At 67.3% G+C, this 20,716-nt stretch carries 13 protein-coding genes; 11 read left to right on the top strand and 2 right to left on the bottom strand.

Features of this window, described 5'->3' with window-relative positions; genetic code table 11:
* The first annotated feature begins 325 nt into the window (after nt 1–325).
* From OVY29_RS16450 to OVY29_RS16405, 10 genes are all read left to right on the top strand, one after another.
* Nucleotides 326–799 carry a DUF3576 domain-containing protein gene (locus OVY29_RS16450; RefSeq protein WP_152567636.1) on the top strand — a complete coding sequence of 158 codons (474 nt, stop codon included), beginning with the start codon at nt 326–328 and terminating at the stop codon, nt 797–799.
* A gap of 51 nt (nt 800–850) precedes the next feature.
* A complete protein-coding gene (leuS, locus tag OVY29_RS16445) occupies nt 851–3,400 on the top strand; it encodes a leucine--tRNA ligase (RefSeq protein WP_037556105.1) in 2,550 nt (849 codons plus the stop codon).
* 1 nt (nt 3,401) lies between these two features.
* The gene (gene lptE / locus OVY29_RS16440) at nt 3,402–3,932 is read left to right on the top strand and encodes an LPS assembly lipoprotein LptE (protein ID WP_037556104.1); all 531 of its coding nucleotides are present in this window, start codon (nt 3,402–3,404) and stop codon (nt 3,930–3,932) included.
* A gap of 139 nt (nt 3,933–4,071) precedes the next feature.
* Nucleotides 4,072–5,103 (top strand): DNA polymerase III subunit delta, encoded by a 1,032-nt coding sequence (gene holA / locus OVY29_RS16435; RefSeq protein ID WP_037556101.1) that lies wholly within the window; start codon nt 4,072–4,074, stop codon nt 5,101–5,103.
* A 340-nt stretch (nt 5,104–5,443) separates the two neighbouring features.
* Nucleotides 5,444–6,346: a helix-turn-helix domain-containing protein gene (locus OVY29_RS16430; protein WP_081933124.1), complete on the top strand. Its 903-nt coding sequence runs from the start codon at nt 5,444–5,446 to the stop codon at nt 6,344–6,346.
* A 143-nt stretch (nt 6,347–6,489) separates the two neighbouring features.
* Nucleotides 6,490–7,587: a phenylalanine--tRNA ligase subunit alpha gene (pheS, locus tag OVY29_RS16425; protein WP_037556173.1), complete on the top strand. Its 1,098-nt coding sequence runs from the start codon at nt 6,490–6,492 to the stop codon at nt 7,585–7,587.
* Complete coding sequence (pheT, locus tag OVY29_RS16420; RefSeq protein WP_037556099.1) at nt 7,584–9,992, top strand: phenylalanine--tRNA ligase subunit beta; 2,409 nt, start codon at nt 7,584–7,586, stop codon at nt 9,990–9,992. The genes pheS and pheT overlap by 4 nt, the downstream gene beginning before the upstream one ends.
* A gap of 728 nt (nt 9,993–10,720) precedes the next feature.
* Nucleotides 10,721–11,131 (top strand): hypothetical protein, encoded by a 411-nt coding sequence (locus OVY29_RS16415; RefSeq protein WP_313911729.1) that lies wholly within the window; start codon nt 10,721–10,723, stop codon nt 11,129–11,131.
* A 360-nt stretch (nt 11,132–11,491) separates the two neighbouring features.
* Entirely contained in the window at nt 11,492–12,043 is a 552-nt protein-coding gene (locus OVY29_RS16410; RefSeq protein WP_037556398.1) for a methylated-DNA--[protein]-cysteine S-methyltransferase, read from the top strand.
* An 80-nt stretch (nt 12,044–12,123) separates the two neighbouring features.
* Nucleotides 12,124–12,537, top strand: coding sequence for a nuclear transport factor 2 family protein (locus tag OVY29_RS16405; RefSeq protein WP_037556397.1), 414 nt, complete (start codon nt 12,124–12,126; stop codon nt 12,535–12,537).
* Nucleotides 12,538–12,549: 12 nt separating this feature from the next.
* Here the strand turns inward: OVY29_RS16405 and OVY29_RS16400 are convergent, their stop codons facing one another.
* Both OVY29_RS16400 and mutS read right to left on the bottom strand, forming a co-directional pair.
* The gene (locus OVY29_RS16400; protein ID WP_037556396.1) at nt 12,550–15,309 is read right to left on the bottom strand and encodes a [protein-PII] uridylyltransferase; all 2,760 of its coding nucleotides are present in this window, start codon (nt 15,307–15,309) and stop codon (nt 12,550–12,552) included.
* The gene (gene mutS, locus OVY29_RS16395; protein WP_052182347.1) at nt 15,306–17,969 is read right to left on the bottom strand and encodes a DNA mismatch repair protein MutS; all 2,664 of its coding nucleotides are present in this window, start codon (nt 17,967–17,969) and stop codon (nt 15,306–15,308) included. The genes OVY29_RS16400 and mutS overlap by 4 nt, the downstream gene beginning before the upstream one ends.
* Before the next feature lie 446 nt (nt 17,970–18,415).
* On the opposite strand from mutS, the gene OVY29_RS16390 reads away from it, so the two are divergent.
* A complete protein-coding gene (locus tag OVY29_RS16390; protein WP_313911728.1) occupies nt 18,416–20,680 on the top strand; it encodes an NADP-dependent malic enzyme in 2,265 nt (754 codons plus the stop codon).
* The last annotated feature ends 36 nt before the right edge of the window (nt 20,681–20,716 follow it).

Below are 20,716 nucleotides of genomic sequence, written 5' to 3'. Positions count from 1 at the left end.
GCGGTGAGACCTGCTTTCCAAAAATGTCGCGACGTCCGCGCCATTGCTCTGCGACTCCAACCCCAATCGACTCGTCAAATAGGACCGCCGACCCGATAATGCCAGCGAATCCCGCCAAATCTTTGCAACGATTCCGCTTTTTGCCGAAATTGTTGCGCGATCGTCACAGTGCGCTTTGAATCTGACCAGAATCTGAACGGCGGTACGGCCGGAATTGCCGCGCTTGCAGGGCGACGGCAAGGGCGATAGAGACGCTGGCAATTCCGTTATGCGCGGCCGATTTTCTTCTATTCGGACGGGCTCCAAAAGATAAGGTGTTATCGGCATGCCCCAGCTTTCTGTCCCCGCCAGGCTCGGCATCACGATCGGTCGCCGCCCGGCCACGCTCGCGCTGCTCGGACTTGCGGCGCTCGGCCTTTCGGCGTGCGCGAACAAGGACCGGCCGCGCGCCGACCTCGCCGCCAGCCAGGTGACGACGATCGGCGTGAACAGCTATTTGTGGCGCGCCTCGCTCGACGCGCTGTCCTTCATGCCGCTGCTCCAGGCCGACAGCGCGGGCGGCGTCGTGATCACCGACTGGTACGCGAATCCGTCGAACCCCGGCGAGCGGATGAAGGTCACCGTGTCGATCCTCGATCAGGATCTGCGCGCCGACGCGCTGCGCGTCGCTGCGTCGCGGCAGGTGTCGCAGGGCGGCGCCTGGGTCGACGCGCCGGTGCAGGCGGCCACCGTGCAGAAGCTTGAGGAAATCATCCTCACCCGCGCCCGCGATCTGCGCCGCAGCGCCATCAGGGACTAATCCGGAGGCGCGCGCCTGCGCGCCCAGACAGACTAACGGGGTAACCGACGAATGACCCGCGAAACGCGCTTTGGCGCCCTCGCCGCCGATGCCCGCTGGCAAGCGGCGTGGGAGGCGGCGAACAGCTTTGCCACGACCGACAGCGGCGACAAGCCGAAGGCTTACATCCTCGAGATGTTCCCCTATCCCTCGGGGCGCATCCACATGGGGCATGTCCGCAACTATGCGATGGGCGACGTGCTCGCGCGCTTCAAACGGATGACCGGGCACGACGTGCTGCATCCGATGGGCTGGGACGCGTTCGGCATGCCCGCCGAAAATGCCGCGATGGAAAAGGGCGTCCACCCCGGAGGCTGGACGCGCGACAATATCGCGTCGATGCGCGCGCAGCTGAAGCGCCTCGGCCTCGCGATCGACTGGAGCCGCGAACTCGCGACGTGCGAACCCGATTATTACGGGCAGGAGCAGTCGCTGTTCCTCGACCTGTTCGCGCACGGTCTCGTCGCGCGCAAGGAAAGTTACGTCAACTGGGACCCCGTCGACATGACCGTGCTCGCGAACGAGCAGGTGATCGACGGCCGCGGCTGGCGCTCGGGCGCGCTGGTCGAGAAGAAGAAACTCTCGCAGTGGTTCCTGAAGATCACCGACTTCGCCGACGAGCTGCTCGAGGGTCTCGAAAGCCTCGACAAATGGCCCGACAAGGTGCGACTGATGCAGGAAAACTGGATCGGCAAGTCGCAGGGGCTCGAGTTCAGCTTTAAACTCGCCGGCGGCGCGGTCGGCTTCGACGTCTTCACGACGCGTCCCGACACGCTGTTCGGCGCGAGCTTCGCGGCGATCTCGCCCGACCACCCGCTCGCCGAACGCCTCGCAAAAGACTCGCCCGAGCTCGCCGCCTTCATCGAGGAATGCCGTCGTCAGGGCACCGCCGCCGAGCAGCTCGACACCGCCGAAAAGATGGGCTTCGATACCGGCATTTCGGTCGAGCATCCGCTCGACCCCGACTGGCATTTGCCCGTCTGGGTCGTGAATTATGTGCTGATGGATTATGGCACCGGCGCGATCTTCGGCTGTCCGGCGCACGATCAGCGCGACCTCGACTTCGCGCATAAATATGAGCTTCCCGTCTATCGCGTGATCGCCGACGGCGACGAGGTCGCGCAGCATTTCACCGGTGACGAGGCTTACACCGGACCCGGCAAGCTGGTGAACAGCCACTTCCTTGACGGAATGACGATCGACGAGGCCAAGGCGGCCGTGATCGCGCGCGCCGAGCATGAGGGCTGGGGCAAGGGCACGACGGTGTGGCGCCTGCGCGACTGGGGCGTCTCGCGTCAGCGTTATTGGGGGACGCCGATCCCCTTCATCCACTGCGCCGCGTGCGGCATGGTGCCGGTGCCCAAGAGCCAGCTCCCCGTCGTGCTGCCCGAGGACGCCGATTTCTCGGTCCCCGGCAATCCCTTGGATCGCCACCCGACGTGGAAGCATGTCCCATGTCCGTCGTGCGGCGGCGCGGCGGTGCGCGAGACCGATACGCTCGACACTTTCGTCGATTCGTCCTGGTATTTCCTGCGCTTTGCCTCGGCGCCGCCGGACAAGCCCTTCGATCCCGACGTCATCCGCCGCTGGCTGCCCGTCGATCAATATATTGGCGGCATCGAGCATGCGATTCTCCACCTGCTTTATGCGCGCTTCTGGACGCGCGCGCTCAAGCATATGGGGATGATTGACATCGCCGAGCCCTTCGCGAGCCTGTTCACGCAGGGCATGGTGACGCACGAAACCTATAGCCGGACGCAGGGCGAAGGCTTGCCGCCGCTCTTTTTCACTCCCGACGAGGTCGAGCGCAACGCCGAGGGCGCAACGCTGACCGCCGACGGCGCGCCGGTCGAGATCGGTCGCGTGATCAAGATGTCGAAATCGAAGAAGAATGTCGTCGATCCCGACGCCATCCTCGACCAATATGGCGCCGACGCGGCGCGCTGGTTCATGCTGTCCGATAGCCCGCCCGAGCGCGACCTGCCGTGGAGCGAGGCGGGTATCGAAGGCGCGTGGCGCTTCGTCCAGCGCCTGTGGCGCCTGTTCGGCGACACCGAAAATACCGGCGAAGGCGGCGAAGACAAGGCACTTGCGCGGAAGCTCCATCAGGCGATCGCCGGCGTCGCGGCCGACATCGAATCGCTCGGTTTCAACAAGGCGGTGGCGAAGATCCACGCGCTCGCGAACGAGATCGAGAAGGCCAAGCCTTCGGCGACGCGTGCCGAGGCGTGCCGCACCCTCATCCTGCTCGTCGCGCCGATGATGCCGCACCTCGCCGAAGAGGCATGGGCGGCGTTGTCGGCAAGCCAGCGCACGACGCCGATGATCGCCGATGCCGCGTGGCCCGCCGCCGATCCGGCACTGCTCGTCGATGACGAGGTGACAATCGCGATCCAGATGGCGGGTAAGCTGCGCGATACGATGACGATCGCCAAGGGCCTCGACAGGGACGCCACCGAAGCGGCGGCGCTCGCGCGCCCGCGCATTGTCGAGCTGCTCGCCGGCGCGACGCCGAAGAAGGTGATTGTGGTGCCCGACCGTTTGGTGAATATCGTACCCTGATATGCGCGCCCTTCTGACCTCCTCGCTCGTCGCCGCTTCGCTGATGCTCGGCGGGTGCGGTCTGCATCCCTTGTACGCAAACGGCAGCAAGGGGGCAGTGGCGCAGATACTCGCCGACGTCGACGTCGCGCCGATCGAGGGGCACGAAGGCTGGCTCGTCCGCAATGCGCTTCGCGACCGGTTGCAGGCGACGCAGGGCGGCGAGGGCGCGGGCAAGCGCCTCCGCCTCGACGTCCGGCTCGAGGATTCGATCACCGGCTTCGGCGTTCGCGCCGACGACACGGTGACGCGCGAACGCCGGACGCTGCGCGCGCGCTATCAGCTCGTCGATGCAGCATCGGGCGCGGTGCTGCTCGACGCAACCGCGGCGCAGGATGCCGGGATCGACGTCGTCGGCAGTGAATATGCGACGATCGCCGCCGAATCGACCGCGCTCGAACGGCTCGCCTCGGGCGTCGCCGATCAGATCGTCGCGCGCCTCGCGGTCTATGCGAACCGCGGCGGCGGCCAGTCCGCCGCCCCCGCAAATTAAAACACGCTTTCCCGAGCGAAGACGAGGGACTATGCCGAGCGAAGTCGAGGCCGCTTTGTTGCGGGTTCTCGCTTCGCTCGAACGAGCCCCTCGTCTTCGCTCGGGGATGCGGGTCATATAAGGATCGCCCAGCAATCTCATGAAGAGCGTCAAGCCCGCCGACCTCGAACGCCAGACGCGCCTCGACCCCGCGGTCCGCTTCACCCTCCTGACCGGCCCCGACGAAGCGACGATGGAAGCCGTCGCGGTCCGCCTCATCGGCCTTGCCGGCAAGGAGGCCGAGCGGCTCGACCTGACGGGATCGCAGCTGGCGCAGGACCCGTCGCTGCTCGCGGCCGAAGCGGCATCGATGTCGCTCTTTTCGCCCGCGCGCATCATCAAGCTCGAACTTTCGGGAAGCGGCGACGACAGCCTCGCCGCGGTCGAGGCGCTGCTCGCCGCCGAAACCGCGATCAACCCGGTGATCGCGACGGGCGCCTCGGTCACCGCGAAGTCGAAGCTCGTCAAGCTGGTCGAGGGGTCGGACCAAGCCGTCGCGGCGATCTGTTACCAGCCCGACCGGCGCGCGCTCGTCGGCATCGCGATGGCGGCGGCGCAGGAGCAAGGACTCCGCATCGCCAACAGCGAGGCGCAATTGCTCGTTGACCTCGTCTCGGGCGATCAGGCGCTGATGCGGCGCGAGATCGAGAAGATCGCGCTCTATCTCGACGCCGGTCCCGACCGCCAGCGGCAGGTCACGCCCGCCGACATCGCCGCGCTGGGCGCCGCGACGCACGAAGAGGATGTCAGCGAGTGCATCAACGTCGCGCTCGGCGGCAGGGTGCGCGACCTGCCCGAGATGCTGGCCAAGGCGGCGGCGGTCGGCGTCGCCGAAATCCGCATCATTCGCGCGCTGGCGATCCGGGCGCTGGCACTGGCGCGCCTGCGCGCCGAAGTCGACGGCGGCGCCCATCCGGCGACCGTCGTCTCCGCGCGGTCGAGCGGCATTTTTTGGAAGGAGCGCGACGCCGTGACGGCGCAGCTGCATATCTGGGATTCAGTGCGCATCGCGCGGCTGATGAGCCGGCTGCTCGACTGCGAACGCGCGCTCAAGGCGTCGGGCACCGCGGGCGGCGTGCTGTTCCGCAAGCTGATGACCGATATCGCGCATCAGGCCGCGCGAGCGCGATAGCGGGCCCCGCCTTGCTCCGCGCGAAGAGGCGGCGCGGCGCTCGCGCGCCGCACCGCCTCGACAATGGTTCCAGTGGAAACCATCGCCCCCCGCCCGTGCCGAATAGCCGTGGGTCGCAGAAAGCCGACGGCAGGAACGAAGCTCGGAAAATCAATCGTCTGTTTCAGGTCCCCGCCAAGCCCCATCCTCTGGCGTCACGCCCGATTCTCCTCGCACGCCCCCGTTCGGAGCAGGCGATACAATTATGAAGCAGGAGGCCCCCATAAAATTGTAAGAACCCGACAAGACACCCCCTCCGGACATTGTTTTTCAGGCGTTTTGCGCGTTAAAATGAAACAACATGCCGCACCGCGACGCATTCCCCTCCCCTCCCGCCAGCCCGCGTGTCGCGACGCGCTTCTTCCCCTTGTCGGAACCGCTCCGCCCCTATCTCAGCACCATTTATCTGAGCGAGGTCGGCGTCGCCGACGGCTCGCGGGTCGAGGATTATCTGCACCCCGAGTGGGCGAACCTGCGATTTGTCGACGGCGACCCGCCGCTCGCGGCGATCGGCGACGGGCCGGCCCTCGAAACGCCGCGCTTCATCGTCACCGGGCCGACGAGCCAGGCGACCTATTTCGCGGCGGGCAATATGCGGACCTGGGGCATCGGCGTGCTTCCGATGGGATGGGCCAAATTCGTTCCGCTGCCCGCCGACGAGTTCGCCGACCGCCTCTGCGACGGCGGGGTGCATCCGGCCTTTGCCCGCTTCGCACCGCTCGCCGAGCGGTTGCGGCGGACCAACGACGTCGATGCCGCGGCGGCGCTGATCGACGCACATTTCCGCGCGCTGCTTGCCGATGCGCCGCCCGACGATCCCGCCATCCTTGCGGCGCACCGCGCGCTGGTCGACGATGATTTGTCGAGCGTCGCCGAGCTTTCGGCGAAGCTCGGTCTTTCCGAACGCTCGATCGAGCGATTGAGCCACCGCGCCTTCGGCTTTTCGCCCAAGCTGCTGCTGCGCCGCCAGCGCTTCCTGCGCAGCCTCGCGCGCTTCATGCTCGATCCGTCGATGGCGTGGATCGATACGATGGACCATCAATATTATGATCAGGCGCAGTTCACCCGCGATTTTCAGCGTTTCATGGGGATGAGCCCGCGCGACTATGCCGCGCGGCCCAAGCCGATATTGGGCGCCGCCGCCTTCGCCCGCACCGCCGCCGCCGGCGCGCCGGTGCAAGGCCTGCACAAACCGACAGGATAGACCGTTTTCCGCCAACAGGCTTGACCCGCGCGGCGCCTTCGGTGCAAGCGGCGGACGACGGACGCGCGGGCAGCCGCCTATCCACGAATTTGAGAAAGCATGATACCGGCGGCGGCAGCGCGGCCGGAATAGGACAAATGACGATGAGCGATATCGAAGCCATCCGGGCCCGGCTCTTGGGCGAGATCGAAGCCGCGACCGATGCGGGTGCGGTCGAGGCGCTGCGCGTCGCCACGCTCGGCAAGGCGGGCAGCATCACGGGGCTGCTCAAGACGCTCGGCGGCATGAGCCCCGAGGAACGGCAGGTGCAGGGGCCGGCGATCCATGGCCTGCGCGAGAGCGTCACCGCCGCGCTCGCCGCGCGCAAGGCGGCGCTCGATGCCGCCGCGCTCGACATCAGGCTCACCGCCGAGGCGATCGACATGACGCTCCCCGCCGCGGCGAGCCCGCGCGGCAGCGTCCATCCGGTGAGCCAGGTGATGGACGAACTTGCCGAAATCTTCGCCGACATGGGTTTCGCGGTCGCGACGGGCCCGGAGATCGAGGACGACTGGCACAATTTCACCGCGCTCAACATTCCCGAAACGCACCCCGCGCGCGCGATGCACGACACCTTCTATTTCCCCGAAGGTGGCGAAGGTGCCGCGCAGCGTATGTTGCTGCGGACGCATACTTCGCCGGTGCAGATCCGGACGATGATGGAAAAAACGCCTCCTATCAGGATCATAGCTCCCGGACGCGTCTATCGCAGCGACAGCGACGCGACGCACACGCCGATGTTCCACCAGGTCGAAGGTCTGGTGATCGATCGCGGCATCCACATGGGCCACCTCAAATGGACGCTGGAAACCTTCCTCAAGGCCTATTTCGAGCGCGACGACATCGTACTCCGCCTGCGCCCCTCCTATTTCCCTTTCACCGAACCCTCGGCCGAGGTCGATGTCGGCTATAAGCAGGAAAAGGGCCGCCGCATCGTCGGCGGCAATGGCGACGACGAGGGCCATGCGTGGATGGAGCTGCTCGGCAGCGGCATGGTCAACCGCCGCGTGATCGCGAACTGCGGGCTCGACCCCGACGAATGGCAGGGCTTTGCCTTCGGGGTCGGCGTCGACCGGCTCGCGATGCTCAAATATGGCATGGACGATCTGCGCGCCTTCTTCGACGGCGACCTCCGCTGGCTCGCGCACTACGGGTTCGGCGCGCTGTCGGTGCCGACGCTGAGCGGAGGAGTGTCGGCATGAAGATCACCCTCGACTGGCTCCGCGAACATCTCGAAGGCGACTATTCGGTCGCCGATGTCGTCGCGACGTTGAACCGCATCGGCCATGAGGTCGAAGGCGTCGAGAATCCGGCCGAAAAGCTCGCGGGTTTCCGCGTCGCCAGGGTGCTGACCGCCGAAAAACATCCGCAGGCCGACAAGCTGCAGGTGCTGACCGTCGAGGCGGGCCCAGAGGTCAACGCCGGCGCGCCGCTCACCGTGGTCTGCGGTGCGCCCAATGCGCGCGCGGGCCTGATCGGCGTGCTCGGCCTGCCCGGCGCGGTCGTGCCGGCGAACGGCATGGAGCTGAAGGTTGCCGCGGTGCGCGGGGTCGAATCGAACGGCATGATGTGCTCGTCGCGCGAGCTCGAGCTCGGCGACGACCATGACGGGATCATCGAGCTGGCGTTTGACGATAATGGCGACGCACCGATCGGCATGGCGTTCGCCGATTATGCAGGGTTCAACGATCCGGTGGTCGACATTTCGATCACCCCGAACCGGCAGGACTGCATGGGCGTGCGCGGCATCGCGCGCGACCTCGCCGCCGCCGGACTCGGCACGCTGAAGCCGCTCGACGTTCCGACGATCGCCGGCGAGGGCGCGCCCGCGACCGAAATCCGGACCGACGATGCCGAAGCCTGCCCCGCCTTCTTCGGCCGCACGATCAGCGGCGTCACCAACGGCAGCGCGCCCGAATGGATGCGCCGCCGTCTGGAAGCGGTCGGGCAGCGCTCGATCTCGGCGCTTGTCGACATCAGCAATTATGTGATGTTCGACCTCGGCCGCCCGAGCCACATCTACGACCGCGCCAAGCTTTCGGGCGCGCTCGTCGCGCGGCGTGCCAAGGACGGCGAAACCGTCACGGCGCTCAACGGCAAGGAATACACGCTCACCGACACGATGACCGTGATCGCCGACGAGCGCGAGGTCCACGACATCGCGGGCATCATGGGCGGCGAGCATAGCGGGTGCAGCGAGACGACGACCGACGTGCTGATCGAGATCGCCTATTTCACCCCCGAGCGCATCGCGCTGACCGGGCAGGCGCTCGGCCTGTCGAGCGACGCGCGCAGCCGCTTCGAGCGCGGGGTCGATCCGGCCTTCCTCGACGATGCGACCGCGATCGTCACCGCGCATATCCTGAACATCTGCGGCGGCAATCCGTCGGCGGTGACGCGCGCGGGCACCCCGCCCGCCGAGGTCAAGACGATCGATTACGACCCCGCGCTGTCGGCGACATTGGGCGGTATCGCGATCGCGCCCGAGCGGCAGCAGGAGATATTGTCGGCACTCGGTTTCGCGGTGATCGAACAGGGCGGCCGCTGGCAGGTGTCGGTGCCGAGCTGGCGCCGCGACATGGACGGCGCGCCCGACGTCGTCGAGGAAGTCACGCGCATCACCGGTTTCGACGCGATCGCGTCGGTGCCGCTGCCGCGGGCGGACGGGGTGGCCAAGCCGACCGCGACGCCCGAACAGATGACCGAACGCCGCCTGCGCCGCGCAGCGGCCGCTGCGGGCTTCGACGAGGCAGTGACCTGGTCGTTCATCAGCGAAGCCGACGCAGCGCCGTTCGGCGGCGGCATCTGGTCGCTCGCCAACCCGATCAGCGAAGACCTGAAAGTGATGCGCCCGTCGCTGCTGCCCGGCCTGCTCGCCGCGGCGCAGCGCAACCAGAACCGCGGTGCGGGCAGCATCCGCCTGTTCGAAATCGGCCGGCGTTATCTTTCCGACGCCGAACATCCGACGCTCGCGTTGCTGATGGCGGGCGACAAAAGCGCGCGCGGCTGGCAGGCGGGCAAGGCCGCGCCGTTCGACGCGTTCGACGCCAAGGCGGCGGCGCTGGCGCTGCTCGACGCCGCCGGCGCCCCCGCCGATCGGTTGCAGGTGATGGAAGCCGTCACCGGCGGCAATATCTGGCACCCCGGCCAGTCGGCGACCTTGCGGCTCGGCCCCAAGGCGGTGCTCGCCGAATTCGGCGCGCTCCACCCCGCGCTGACCCGCGCGTTCGACGTCGACGGCCCGGTGATGGCGGTGCAGATTTTCCTCGACGCGATCCCCGCGAAGCGCGCGAGCGGTCCCGCGCGCGCCGCTTTCGCGCCCCCGGCATTGCAATCGGTGCGCCGCGACTTCGCCTTCCTCGCGCCCGTGGGGCTGACCGCCGCCGAACTGGTGCGCGCGATCCGCGGCGCCGACAAGGCGAGCATCGTCGATGCGCGGCTGTTCGACCGCTTCGCGGGGCCGGGCGTTCCCGAGGGGCAGGTGAGCCTGGCGGTCGAAGTCGAATTGCAGCCGGTGGACAAGAGCTTCACCGACGCCGAACTGAAGGCGATCGCCGACAAGGTGGTGGCGGCGGCGGCGAAGCTCGGCGCGGAGTTGCGCGGGTAAGCGGACGAAATTCCGCTGCCGCTTGAAAGGCGGCTATGGGTGGTGAGGACATTCCACAACCGTCGCCCCCGCGAACGAGCCGCTAACGGCCACTAGCGGCATTGTGAAACGACAGCGGCTCTGCCTTCGCGGGGCGACGGCTAGGTTCGGTCGTTTCCAGACTTTCGTCATCCCGACCGATCCGGATCCGCCTCTGAAGACATCGGCACGTTTCACAGGCTGGAGCCGCGGATTTCGCAATTGGGTCCGGCAACAGGTACTGGGAGAACAGGCCAGACACCCGCCACTTGTCGATCGCAGATCGCGCCGATCATCGATCTGTTTCCGCGCGTCGACCTGGACGCGGCGCCGATCGCGCAGATCCGTGCGGCGGCGAAACCTTGCGATCCTGCCGCCGCCGGTGATCGTGCCGAGAGATTTTGGTCCCGTCGATCCACGGCCCCGTATTGCCCATCTGTTCCGCCCGACACGATTCGCGCCAGCCGGTGCGATCTGCACATCCATGGCGGCGGCATGGTGATGGATCGGTGAAGATGATGGCGGGACTGCCGCGCTCGCGGCGGCGGCGGGGTGCCGGTTGCCTGGTCGAATATCGGCTTGCCCCGAACATCCCTTTCCCCGCCCGGGGATTTGCCATTGGCGCTGGCGCTGGCTTGCGGGCGGGCGGGGCTGGGCTTCGACGCGAGGCGGATCGTCGTCGCGGGCGAAGCGCGGGCGTACCGCCGCGCTTGCAATCATGGCGCGATCTGGCGGACCGCGATTGCCGGCAGCTGCTCACCTATCGATGCTCGATTACCGACGGGCAGCGAACCGCCTATGCCAATCCGGCGAGGCGAGTTCATCTGACGCGCGCGACAACCGTCGGCTGGCGCGCTGCAAGGCGATTACAGGCCGACGACGCACGGCGCGGCTGGTTTTCGCCAGCCTCGCCGAAGATCTGGCTGGCCTGCGCCCGCCTATATCGCGACGGGCAGTCTCGACCTCTTTCGACGAAAATCTCGACTATGCGGCGGCCGTCGCCGGGCGTGTCCGTCGACCTGCACAGCTATGCCGGCGCGATTCACGCGTTCAACGCGATCCCCGATGCAGTCTTGTCGCAGCGTTTCAACGGCGGGCTGCTGGCGGCGGCGGCGCGATGACGGCACCGGCGGGCGGCTGAGAGGTTGGCGGGGCGTCCGCTTTCGACTGGAAGCTGCCATTGAGAGAAGAAAGCCCTTCAGGAGTATCAGGTCGATCGTCCCCGACCGATCTGAAACGTCCGGGAGGTTTCACCTGATACCGGTTGGGGTGGGGCCATCGGCGCAGGCCGATAGACCACCCACTATGACTAGGCAGCAAGCTGCCAAGTCTGCGTTGCCCCTCCCCTGAAGGGGAGGGGCTAAATTGCCGCAACGACAGCTCCCCACCCCAAAGCCGCCCAACCGCCGGGGCCATATTCCGTTCGCTATGGCGCCGGCGCCATCGGCTCCTATATTTCGGGCAAGGACGGAGGCGCGGGCATGGCCGGGCAAAGCCAATATCAGCTTTTCGAAACCGCCGCCGGGGTCGCGGCGATCGGCTGGGCGGGTGCGGGCGTCACTGCGCTGCGGCTGCCTGCGCCGACCGCCGCCGAAACCGAGCGCGCGATGTCGCGCCGCCTGCCCGGCGCGATCCGCACCGCACCGCCCGCCGGGATCGCGGCGGTCATCGACGCGGCAATCGGCTATTTTGCGGGCGAGCGCACCGAATTTTTCGCGGTGGCGGTCGATCCGGGCGAGCAGCCGCCCTTTTTCGCACGCGTCTATGACCATGTCCGCACGCTCGGCTGGGGCGAGACGACCACCTATGGCGCGGTCGCGCGGGCACTCGATGCCGGTCCCGAACATGCCCGAGCGGTCGGGCAGGCGATGGCGGCGAATCCGGTGCCGCTGATCATTCCGTGCCACCGCGTGCTGGCGGCAGGCGGCGCGATCGGGGGGTTTTCGGCCCCGGGCGGCGCGCTGTCGAAGGCGCGCATGCTCGCACTCGAAGGCGTGGCGCTTACGCCGGTCCAGCAAGGGTTCGATTTCTAGCGCGCCAGCCATTACCTGTGGCGTAATTGATCGCATTACCTGATACGCTATGCCAGCCTTCGAGAAGCAAGGAGGCCCGCATGACCGAAGCATTGAACGACACCGCCCCATCGGCCCGCTGGACGGTCGAGGGTTTCGAATATTTCTGGTCGCGCGGACGCGACCCGCAGATGGTGGCGCCGGTCGTCTGGCCCGAAGTTGTCGGGCGCTGGCCGCGGGCGGCGGAGCCGGTCGCGGGGCGCGAGGCCTATATTGCAGCCATCGCCAATTTCCTGTCGGCGCTGGACGCATTCGAGGTCGAGGTCACCGACCATGCGGTAAGCGGCGACACAGCTTTTGTGCGATGGGTGATCCGCGGAGACTTTCCGGTCGGCCCCAATGAAATGACGGGCGTCGATCGCCTGATCCTGAAGGACGGCTTTGTGGTCGAAAACCACATTCATTCGGACCATCCGATGTTCGATCGCCTGGCCGAAACGAACGTTTTGGGGTGATCGGCGCCTCGATCAAGCCGCGACGGCTTCCTCGCTGCGGCTGCCGGCGGCTTCGAGCAGGCGCTTTTCGAGGCTCTTCACGCGCGCCGCGCTGTCGATCTTGTCGCCGATGAGGTCGGTGACGTAAAAAGTGTCGACCGCGCGTTCGCCATAGGTCGCGACATGCGCGCTGTGCACCGTGACCTTCGACTGGAACAGCGCATAGGCGAGCTGGTTGAGCAGCGCCGGGCGGTCCTGCGCATTGACCTCGATCACGGTGAAGCGGTTCGACGCCTTATTGTCGACGAAGACGCTGGGAGCGATGCGGAATGCCTCGGCCCGCGTGCGCGGCAGCGCGCGCGCTTCGAGTTTGGGGAGCAGTTTCTGGCGATTGGCGAGCGCATCCTCGATCGCGCGCGTCAGCCGGCCGATCTGGCCCGCCTCGTCGAACGGCCGGCCGAGCGGGTCCTGAACGAGGAAATTGTCGAGCGCGAGCCCGTCGCGCGTCGTGTGGATGCGCGCGTCGATGATGTTGCCGCCGGCGAGGTGGATGCCGCCGGCGATGCGATAGAAGAGGCCGGGGTGGTCGGCGGCGAGCACCATCACCAGCGTCGCCCCGCGATCGTCGTCGGGCACCGCGGCGATATGGAGCGGCGCGTCGCCCGCCTGGCGGATATGGAGCATATTCGCCGCGATCACCTCGACCGGCTCGGCAATCCAGTAGCTTTCCGGGAGCCGCTTCGCGAGCTTTTCGAATGTCCCGGCATCGAAGCCGAATTGGGCGGCCACGGCCTCCTTCTTGCTTTCGATCCGCGCCTCGCGCCCTTTCTGCTTGTGGCCGAGGCGCAGCACTTCTTCGGCGGCGTCGAAGAGTTCGGTCAGCAGCTGGCGCTTCCAGCCGTTCCACACGCCCGGCCCGACCGCGCGAATATCGACGACGGTGAGCACGAGGAGCAGACGCAGGCGTTCGGCGCTTTGCACGATCTGCGCAAAGTCGAGGATCGTCTTGAAATCGGCAAGGTCGCGCTTGAACGCGGTGGCCGACATCAGGAGGTGATAGCGCACGAGCCATGAGACGGTCTCGGTCTCGGCATCGCTCAACCCCAGCCGCGGGCAGACGCGCAGCGCGAGTTCGGCGCCGAGCACGCTATGATCGCCGCCGCGGCCCTTGGCGATGTCGTGCAGCAGCACCGCGACATAGATGACGCGGCGCGAGTGGATCTGGTCCATGATCGCGGTCGACAGCGGATGATCGTCCTTGAGCCGGTTCTGCTCGATGTCGGCGAGGAGGCCGATCGCGCGGATCGTATGCTCGTCGACGGTATAATGGTGATACATGTCGAACTGCATCTGGGCGACGACGCGGCCGAAGTCGGGAACGAAGCGGCCGAACACCCCCGCCTCGTTCATCCAGCGCAGCACCGTTTCGGGATCGCGGGGGCTGGTCAGCACGTCGAGGAACAGCTCGTTGGCGCGGGGGTCGCGGCGCACGCTCTGCGTCTCGATCAGCTTGGCGTCGTGGCGCGCCTGCCGCATCGCCTGCGGATGGATTTCGAGGCCATGCTTGTCGGCGAGCGCGAAAATCTCGACCAGCCGCACCGGGTCCTTCGCGAAGAAATCTTCCGCCGGCAGCGCGAGCCGCCCGCGGTCGAGGACGAAGCCGTGGAGCTTGCCGGGCCGCCGCCGGATCGTCGGCAGGAAGCGCCGCCCGCGCGCCGCCATCTGATCGTCGAGATGCGCGAGGAAAGTGCCGGTGACGTCGCCGACGCTTTTCGCATGGAGGAAATAGAGCTGCATGAAGCGCTCGACCGCGCTCTTGCCGGGGCGGTCGGCGAATTTCATGCGGTTCGCGATTTCGCGCTGGAAATCGAAGGTCAGCCGGTCCTCGGCGCGCGCCGCGAGGATATGGAGGTGGCAGCGCACCGCGAGCAGGAAATTTTCGGCGCGCTCGAACTGGCGCAGCTCGCGCGCCGACATCAGCCCCGCATCGACGAGTTCGGGCACGGTGCGCACGCGGTGGATGAACTTGCCGATCCAGAAAAGCGTGTGGAGATCGCGAAGCCCCCCCTTCCCTTCCTTCACATTGGGTTCGACGACATAGCGCGAATCGCCCATGCGCTTGTGCCGCTCGTCGCGTTCGGCGAGCTTGTCGGCGACGAAGGCTCGCGCATTGCCCGCGACGACCTCGGCATCGAAGCGCGCCGACGCCTGGTCGTAAAGGTCGCGGTCGCCCCAGATGAAGCGCCCTTCGAGCAGCGCGGTGCGGACGGTGAGATCCTCCTTCGCCGCGCGCACCATCTCGTCCAATGAACGCGACGAATGACCGACCTTCAGCCCGAGGTCCCACAGCGTGTAAAGCTGCGCTTCGATCACCTGTTCGGTCCAGCTCGTCTGCTTGAACGGGGTCAAAAAGCCGATGTCGATGTCGCTGTGCGGCGCCATCTCGCCGCGGCCATAGCCGCCGACCGCGATCAGCGTGATGCGCTCGCCCGCCGAGCGGTTCGCCGAGGGATAGAGATAACCGGTAGTGAAATCATGGCTGAGCCGGACGATCTGGTCGATCAGGAACGCCATCGCATTCGCCGCGACGCGCCCCGAAGAGGGGCGTTCGAGCAGCCGGCGCTCGATCTCGGCGCGTCCGGCGTCGAGCGCGCCCTTGAGCAGGTCGACCATCGCGCGGCGGCGCGTGCCCGAATCGCTGCTTTCGGCGGCGATCGCGTCGAGCCGCGCCGCCAGATCGCGGCGATCGATGATCGCGCGGCGCTGGTCGAGATTGTCGAAGAGATTGCTCATGTCTCGTCCGCCAGCAGGCGTTTGAGCGCGTAGAGCGCATCGAGCGCCTCGCGCGGCGCGAGCGCGTCGGGGTCGATCGCGCCGAGCGCTTCGCGCAGCGCGTCCTTCGCCGCTTCGGGCGCAGCGGCGAGCGTCGCGGCGAAGAGCGGCAGGTCGTCGAGCCCGGCGGCGAGCCCGCCGGTCGCTTCGCGTCCCGCTTCGAGCTTCGCGAGCACCGCTTCGGCGCGCTTGACGACGGGCGCGGGGACGCCCGCGAGGCGCGCGACCGCGAGGCCGTAGCTGCGGTCGGCGGGGCCTTCTGCGACCTCATGCAGCAGCACCAGATCGCCCTGCCATTCGCGCGCGCGGACGTGGTGGAGCGACAGCGCATCGAGCGTTTCGGCGAGCCGCGTCAGCTCGTGATAGTGCGTCGCGAAGAGGCAGCGGCATTTGTTGACCTCGTGCACCGCCTCGACCACCGACCAGGCGAGCGCGAGCCCGTCATAGGTCGAAGTGCCGCGCCCGACCTCGTCGAGGATCACGAAGCTGTTCGGGGTCGCCTGTGCGAGGATCGCGGCGGTTTCGACCATCTCGACCATGAAGGTCGAGCGCCCGCGCGCCAGATTGTCGCTCGCGCCGACGCGGCTGAAGAGGCGGTCGACGAGCCCGAGCTTCGCCGATGCCGCGGGGACGAAGCCGCCCGCCTGCGCGAGCACGACGATCAGCGCGTTTTGCCGGAGGAAAGTCGATTTACCGCCCATGTTGGGGCCGGTGACGAGCCAGAGCCGGTCGGCTTCCGACAGCGACACATCGTTGGGGACGAAGCGCTCGCCCGACTTCGCGAGCGCCGCCTCGACCACCGGGTGGCGCCCGCCGCTGACATCGAGGCAAGGCGCGTCGGCAAGGTCGGGGCGGCACCAATTGTGGCTCATCGCATGATCGGCGAGCGCGGCGGCGACGTCAAGGCGCGCGAGCACGTCGCACGATGCGGCAATCGCTTCGCGGCGGCCGATCGCGGCGTCGGTAAGCGTTTCGAGATGCGCGGCCTCGGCAGCGACCGCGTGGACGCCCGCCTGCGTCACCCGGCTCGCGGCCTCATGGAGGTCGGACGAATTGAAGCGCACGACGCCGGCGAGCGTCTGGCGATGGGTGAAGCCCGATTCGGGCGCCATCAGCGCGTCGGCGTGCTTCGCGGGCACCTCGACATGATAGCCGAGCACGCCATTGTGGCGGATCTTGAGGGAGGCGATGCCGGTACGGTCGCGATATTGCGCCTCGAGCGATGCGATCGCCTTGCGCCCGTCGCGCGCGGTTTCGCGCAGCGCGTCGAGCGCATGGTCGTAGCCTTCGGCGACATAGCCGCCCTGCGCCGCGTCGACCGGCGGCGTTTCGATCAATGCGCGCGTCAGCTCGTCGACGAGCGCGCCATGACCGTCGAGCCCGGGAAGCAGCCGCGCGAGCAAAGGCGGCAGATCGGCGCGCCGCGCGAGACGTTCGCGCAGCAACCGCGCGCCGCCGAGCGCGTCGCGCAGCTGCGCGAGATCGCGCGGCCCGCCGCGTCCCGCGACGAGGCGGCCCAAGGCGCGCCCGGCGTCGGGCAACGCGCGCAGCGCCGCGCGCAGCTCGCCGCGCCACAGCGCGTCGCGCGCGAGTGCGTCGACGAGGTCGAGCCGGTCGAGGATCGCCGCCTTGTCGGTCAGCGGGCTCGCCAGATCGTCGGCGAGGAGCCGCGCACCCGCCGCCGTCACCGTCCGGTCGATCGTGCCGAGCAGGCTTCCGTCGCGCGCACCCGCCATCGTCCGGACGAGTTCGAGGCTTTCGCGCGTCGCCGCGTCGATCGCCATCCGCCCCGATGCGAGATGCCGCAGCGGCGGCTGAAGGAAGGTCGGCCCGCCGGTGCCGACATGATCGAGATAGGCGACGAGCGCGCCCATCGCGGCGATCTCGCCGCGCGAAAACTGGCCGAAACCGTCGATCGTCTGGACGCCGAAAAAGGCTTCGAGCCGCTTTTGCGCGCCCGTGCTCGAAAAGTCCGACGCAGGCCGGCGCACGACCTGCCGGGCCGAGGTGATCGGCAGCTCGTCGGCGCTCTCGCTCAGCAGCAGCTCCGACGGCGCGAGCCGTGCAAGCTCGGCGTCGGCCGCCGCCGCGGGCACCGCGACGACCTCGAACCGACCGGTCGAAATATCGGCGGCGGCGATCGCGACCTCGCCCTCGCTGCCGACTTGCGCGAGCGCGGCGAGCCGGTTCGCGCTGCGTCCCTCAAGCAGGCTTTCCTCGGTGAGCGTGCCCGCCGTCACGAAACGCACGATGTCGCGCGCGACGAGCGCCTTCGACCCGCCCCGCGCTTTCGCCTCCGCCGGGGTTTCGACCTGCTCGGCGATCGCGACGCGGTGCCCGGCGCGGATCAGCCGCGCGAGATAGGATTCGGCCGAATGGACGGGGACGCCGCACATCGGCACCGGCGCACCGCCATGCTCGCCGCGCGAGGTCAGCGCGATGTCGAGCGTCGAGGCGGCCGCCTTCGCATCGTCGAAGAACAGCTCGAAGAAATCGCCCATGCGATAGAAAAGCAGGCAATCGCCGGCCTTGTCCTTCAGCGACCAATATTGCGCCATCATCGGCGTCGCGGCGGGCGCGGGGGCGTTGCTGTTCGCGGGTCGGGGAGCGGTGGCGGCCATCGCCCCCTGCTTAGTGATTGGGGGCGGCATGGCAAGGTCGGAGGGGATGCAGGGGACGGATGGCGGGTATGGGTGGAGAGCGGACGTTAAAAATCCTCCCTGTCGCGTAGCGATGGGGAGGGGGACCGCGCCCGCAGGGCGTGGTGGAGGGGCCGTAACGTCGCGCCATTGGCCCCTCCGTCAGCGCTTCGCGCTGCCACCTCCCCACGCCTGCGGCACAGGGAGGATCTTATGACAACTATCGGCCGTCAGCTACCGTCGGGACCAGATCGCCCGCTGCCGCATGATTTGGTCGTGGTGAGACAAGTTCAGGGTAACGAGTAATGAGAGGCGCGGCTTCGCGATCCTCGTCAACGACACCCAACATTGCCGGTTACATTTTCGCGAGGCGGCGCTAGGGGAAATATTCGGGCGCGCATCTTGTGGAAATTTCGAGAGGATACAGAATGGACAGCGGCAGCAAGGTGCAATTTTCCGACCGCGAGGCCCTGCTTTATCACGAATATGGCCGGCCCGGCAAAATCGAGATCGTCGCGTCGAAACCGATGGCGACGCAGCGCGACCTCAGCCTCGCCTATTCGCCGGGTGTCGCGGTTCCGGTCAACGCGATCGCCGAAGATCCCGCCAAGGCCTATGACTATACGATCAAGGGCAATCTGGTCGCCGTGATTTCGAACGGCACCGCGATCCTCGGGCTCGGCAATCTCGGCGCGCTGGCATCGAAGCCGGTGATGGAAGGCAAGGCGGTGCTGTTCAAGCGTTTCGCCGACGTCGATTCGATCGACCTCGAAGTCGATACCGAAGATCCGCAGCGTTTCATCGAAGCGGTCGAACTGCTCGCGCCGAGCTTTGGCGGCATCAACCTCGAAGACATCGCCGCCCCCAATTGTTTCATCATCGAAGCCGCGCTGAAGGAACGCATGAACATCCCGGTGTTCCATGACGACCAGCATGGCACCGCGATCATCACCGCCGCCGGGCTGATCAACGCCTGTTACCTGACCGGGCGCGAGCTGGGGGCGGTGAAGGTCGTCGTCAACGGCGCGGGCGCCGCCGCGATCGCGTGCACCGAACTGATCAAGGCGATGGGCGTCAAACATGAAAATGTGATCATGTGCGACCGCAAGGGCACGATCTATCAGGGCCGCACCGACGGCATGGACCAGTGGAAGTCGGCGCATGCTGTGCCGACCGAAGCACGCGACCTGACCGAAGCGCTGGTGGGCGCCGACGTGTTCCTGGGGCTTTCGGCCGCAGGCGCGCTCAAGCCCGAGATGGTGAAGGACATGGCGCCGGCGCCGATCATCTTTGCGATGGCGAACCCCGATCCCGAAATCTCGCCGCCCGATGCGCGCGCGGCAAGGCCCGACGCGATCATCGCGACGGGGCGCTCGGATTATCCGAATCAGGTCAACAACGTCCTCTGTTTCCCCTTCATCTTCCGCGGCGCGCTCGACGTTCATGCGACCGCGATCAACGAGGAGATGAAGATCGCCGCGGCTTATGCGATCGCCGACCTTGCGCGGCAGCAGGTGCCCGAAGAGGTCGCGGCGGCCTATGGCGGTCGCGCGTCGAGCTTCGGCCCCGAATATATCATCCCCTCGCCCTTCGACCCGCGTTTGATGGAAATCGTTCCCGCCGCGGTCGCCAAGGCGGCGATGGATACCGGCGTCGCGCAGCGGCCGATCGCGAATCTCGACGATTATCGCACCCGGCTGCGCGCCCGGCTCAATCCGACGACGTCGGTCCTCACGCTCGCCTATGAAGCCGCGCGCAACAATCCCAAGCGCGTCGTCTTTGCCGAAGGCGAAGAGGAAGTCGTGCTGCGCGCCGCGATCCAGTTCCGCGACGGCGGTTACGGCATTCCAGTGCTGGTCGGGCGCGAGGGGCTGCACGACAAATTGCGCGCGATGGGCGTCGCCGACGCCGAAAGCTTCGAGGTCCACAACAGCGTCAATTCGCCGCATGTGCCGCAAATGGTCGACATGCTCTACGAGCGGCTGCAGCGGCGCGGCTACCTCCGCCGCGACGTCGAGCGCATGGTCAACCGCGACCGCAATATCTTCGGCTCGCTGCTGGTCAAAATGGGGCTGGGCGACGCGATGATCACCGGCACGACACGCACTTACTCGCAGTCGATGCGCGAAATCCGGCGCGTGATCGACCATGCCGAGGGCAAGACGCCGTTCGGCATCCACGTCCTGGTCGACCAGCATCACACCATCTTCATGGCCGACACCACGGTCAACGAGCGGCCGACGGCCGAGATGCTCGCCGACATCGCCGAACGCACCGCGCAAGTCGCGCGGCGCATGGGGCACGAGCCGCGCGTCGCTTTCCTGTCCTATTCGACCTTCGGCAATCCCGAGGGGAGCTGGCTCGAGAGCATCCGCGAGGCGGTGGCGATCCTCGACCGGCGGAAACCGGCTTTCGAATATGAAGGCGAGATGGCGCCCGACGTCGCATTGAACGCGAAGGTGATGAAAAATTATCCCTTCTGCCGCCTGTCGGGCCCGGCGAATGTGCTGATCATGCCGGGGCTGCAGTCGGCGAATCTGTCGGCGAAGCTGCTGCGCGAACTCGGCGGCGGCGCTGTGATCGGTCCGATGCTCGTGGGCATGGAACATCCGGTGCAGGTCGCGACGATGGCGTCGACCGCGTCGGACCTCGTGACGCTCGCCGTGCTCGCGGCGGGCGGGATTGCGCAATAATTTGGCAGTTGTAGATTCTCCCTGTGCCGCAGGCAT

Origin of the sequence: Sphingopyxis sp. SE2 (genome assembly GCF_032227185.1) — a bacterium.
Lineage (GTDB): Bacteria > Pseudomonadota > Alphaproteobacteria > Sphingomonadales > Sphingomonadaceae > Sphingopyxis.
The sequence above is the reverse complement of the archived record's forward strand: the minus strand, read 5'-3'. Positions and strand labels throughout refer to the sequence as shown.

Bases quoted from the DNA above. Each gene is read 5' to 3' on its own strand.
- pheS (WP_037556173.1), top strand. From the start codon at position 6,490: ATGAGCGATATCGAAGCCATCCGGGCCCGGCTCTTGGGCGAGATCGAA.
- OVY29_RS16450 (WP_152567636.1), top strand. From the start codon at position 326: ATGCCCCAGCTTTCTGTCCCCGCCAGGCTCGGCATCACGATCGGTCGC.
- OVY29_RS16405 (WP_037556397.1), top strand. From the start codon at position 12,124: ATGACCGAAGCATTGAACGACACCGCCCCATCGGCCCGCTGGACGGTC.
- OVY29_RS16400 (WP_037556396.1), bottom strand. From the start codon at position 15,309: ATGAGCAATCTCTTCGACAATCTCGACCAGCGCCGCGCGATCATCGAT.
- pheT (WP_037556099.1), top strand. From the start codon at position 7,584: ATGAAGATCACCCTCGACTGGCTCCGCGAACATCTCGAAGGCGACTAT.
- holA (WP_037556101.1), top strand. From the start codon at position 4,072: ATGAAGAGCGTCAAGCCCGCCGACCTCGAACGCCAGACGCGCCTCGAC.
- mutS (WP_052182347.1), bottom strand. From the start codon at position 17,969: ATGGCCGCCACCGCTCCCCGACCCGCGAACAGCAACGCCCCCGCGCCC.
- OVY29_RS16430 (WP_081933124.1), top strand. From the start codon at position 5,444: ATGCCGCACCGCGACGCATTCCCCTCCCCTCCCGCCAGCCCGCGTGTC.
- OVY29_RS16390 (WP_313911728.1), top strand. From the start codon at position 18,416: ATGGACAGCGGCAGCAAGGTGCAATTTTCCGACCGCGAGGCCCTGCTT.
- OVY29_RS16410 (WP_037556398.1), top strand. From the start codon at position 11,492: ATGGCCGGGCAAAGCCAATATCAGCTTTTCGAAACCGCCGCCGGGGTC.
- leuS (WP_037556105.1), top strand. From the start codon at position 851: ATGACCCGCGAAACGCGCTTTGGCGCCCTCGCCGCCGATGCCCGCTGG.
- lptE (WP_037556104.1), top strand. From the start codon at position 3,402: ATGCGCGCCCTTCTGACCTCCTCGCTCGTCGCCGCTTCGCTGATGCTC.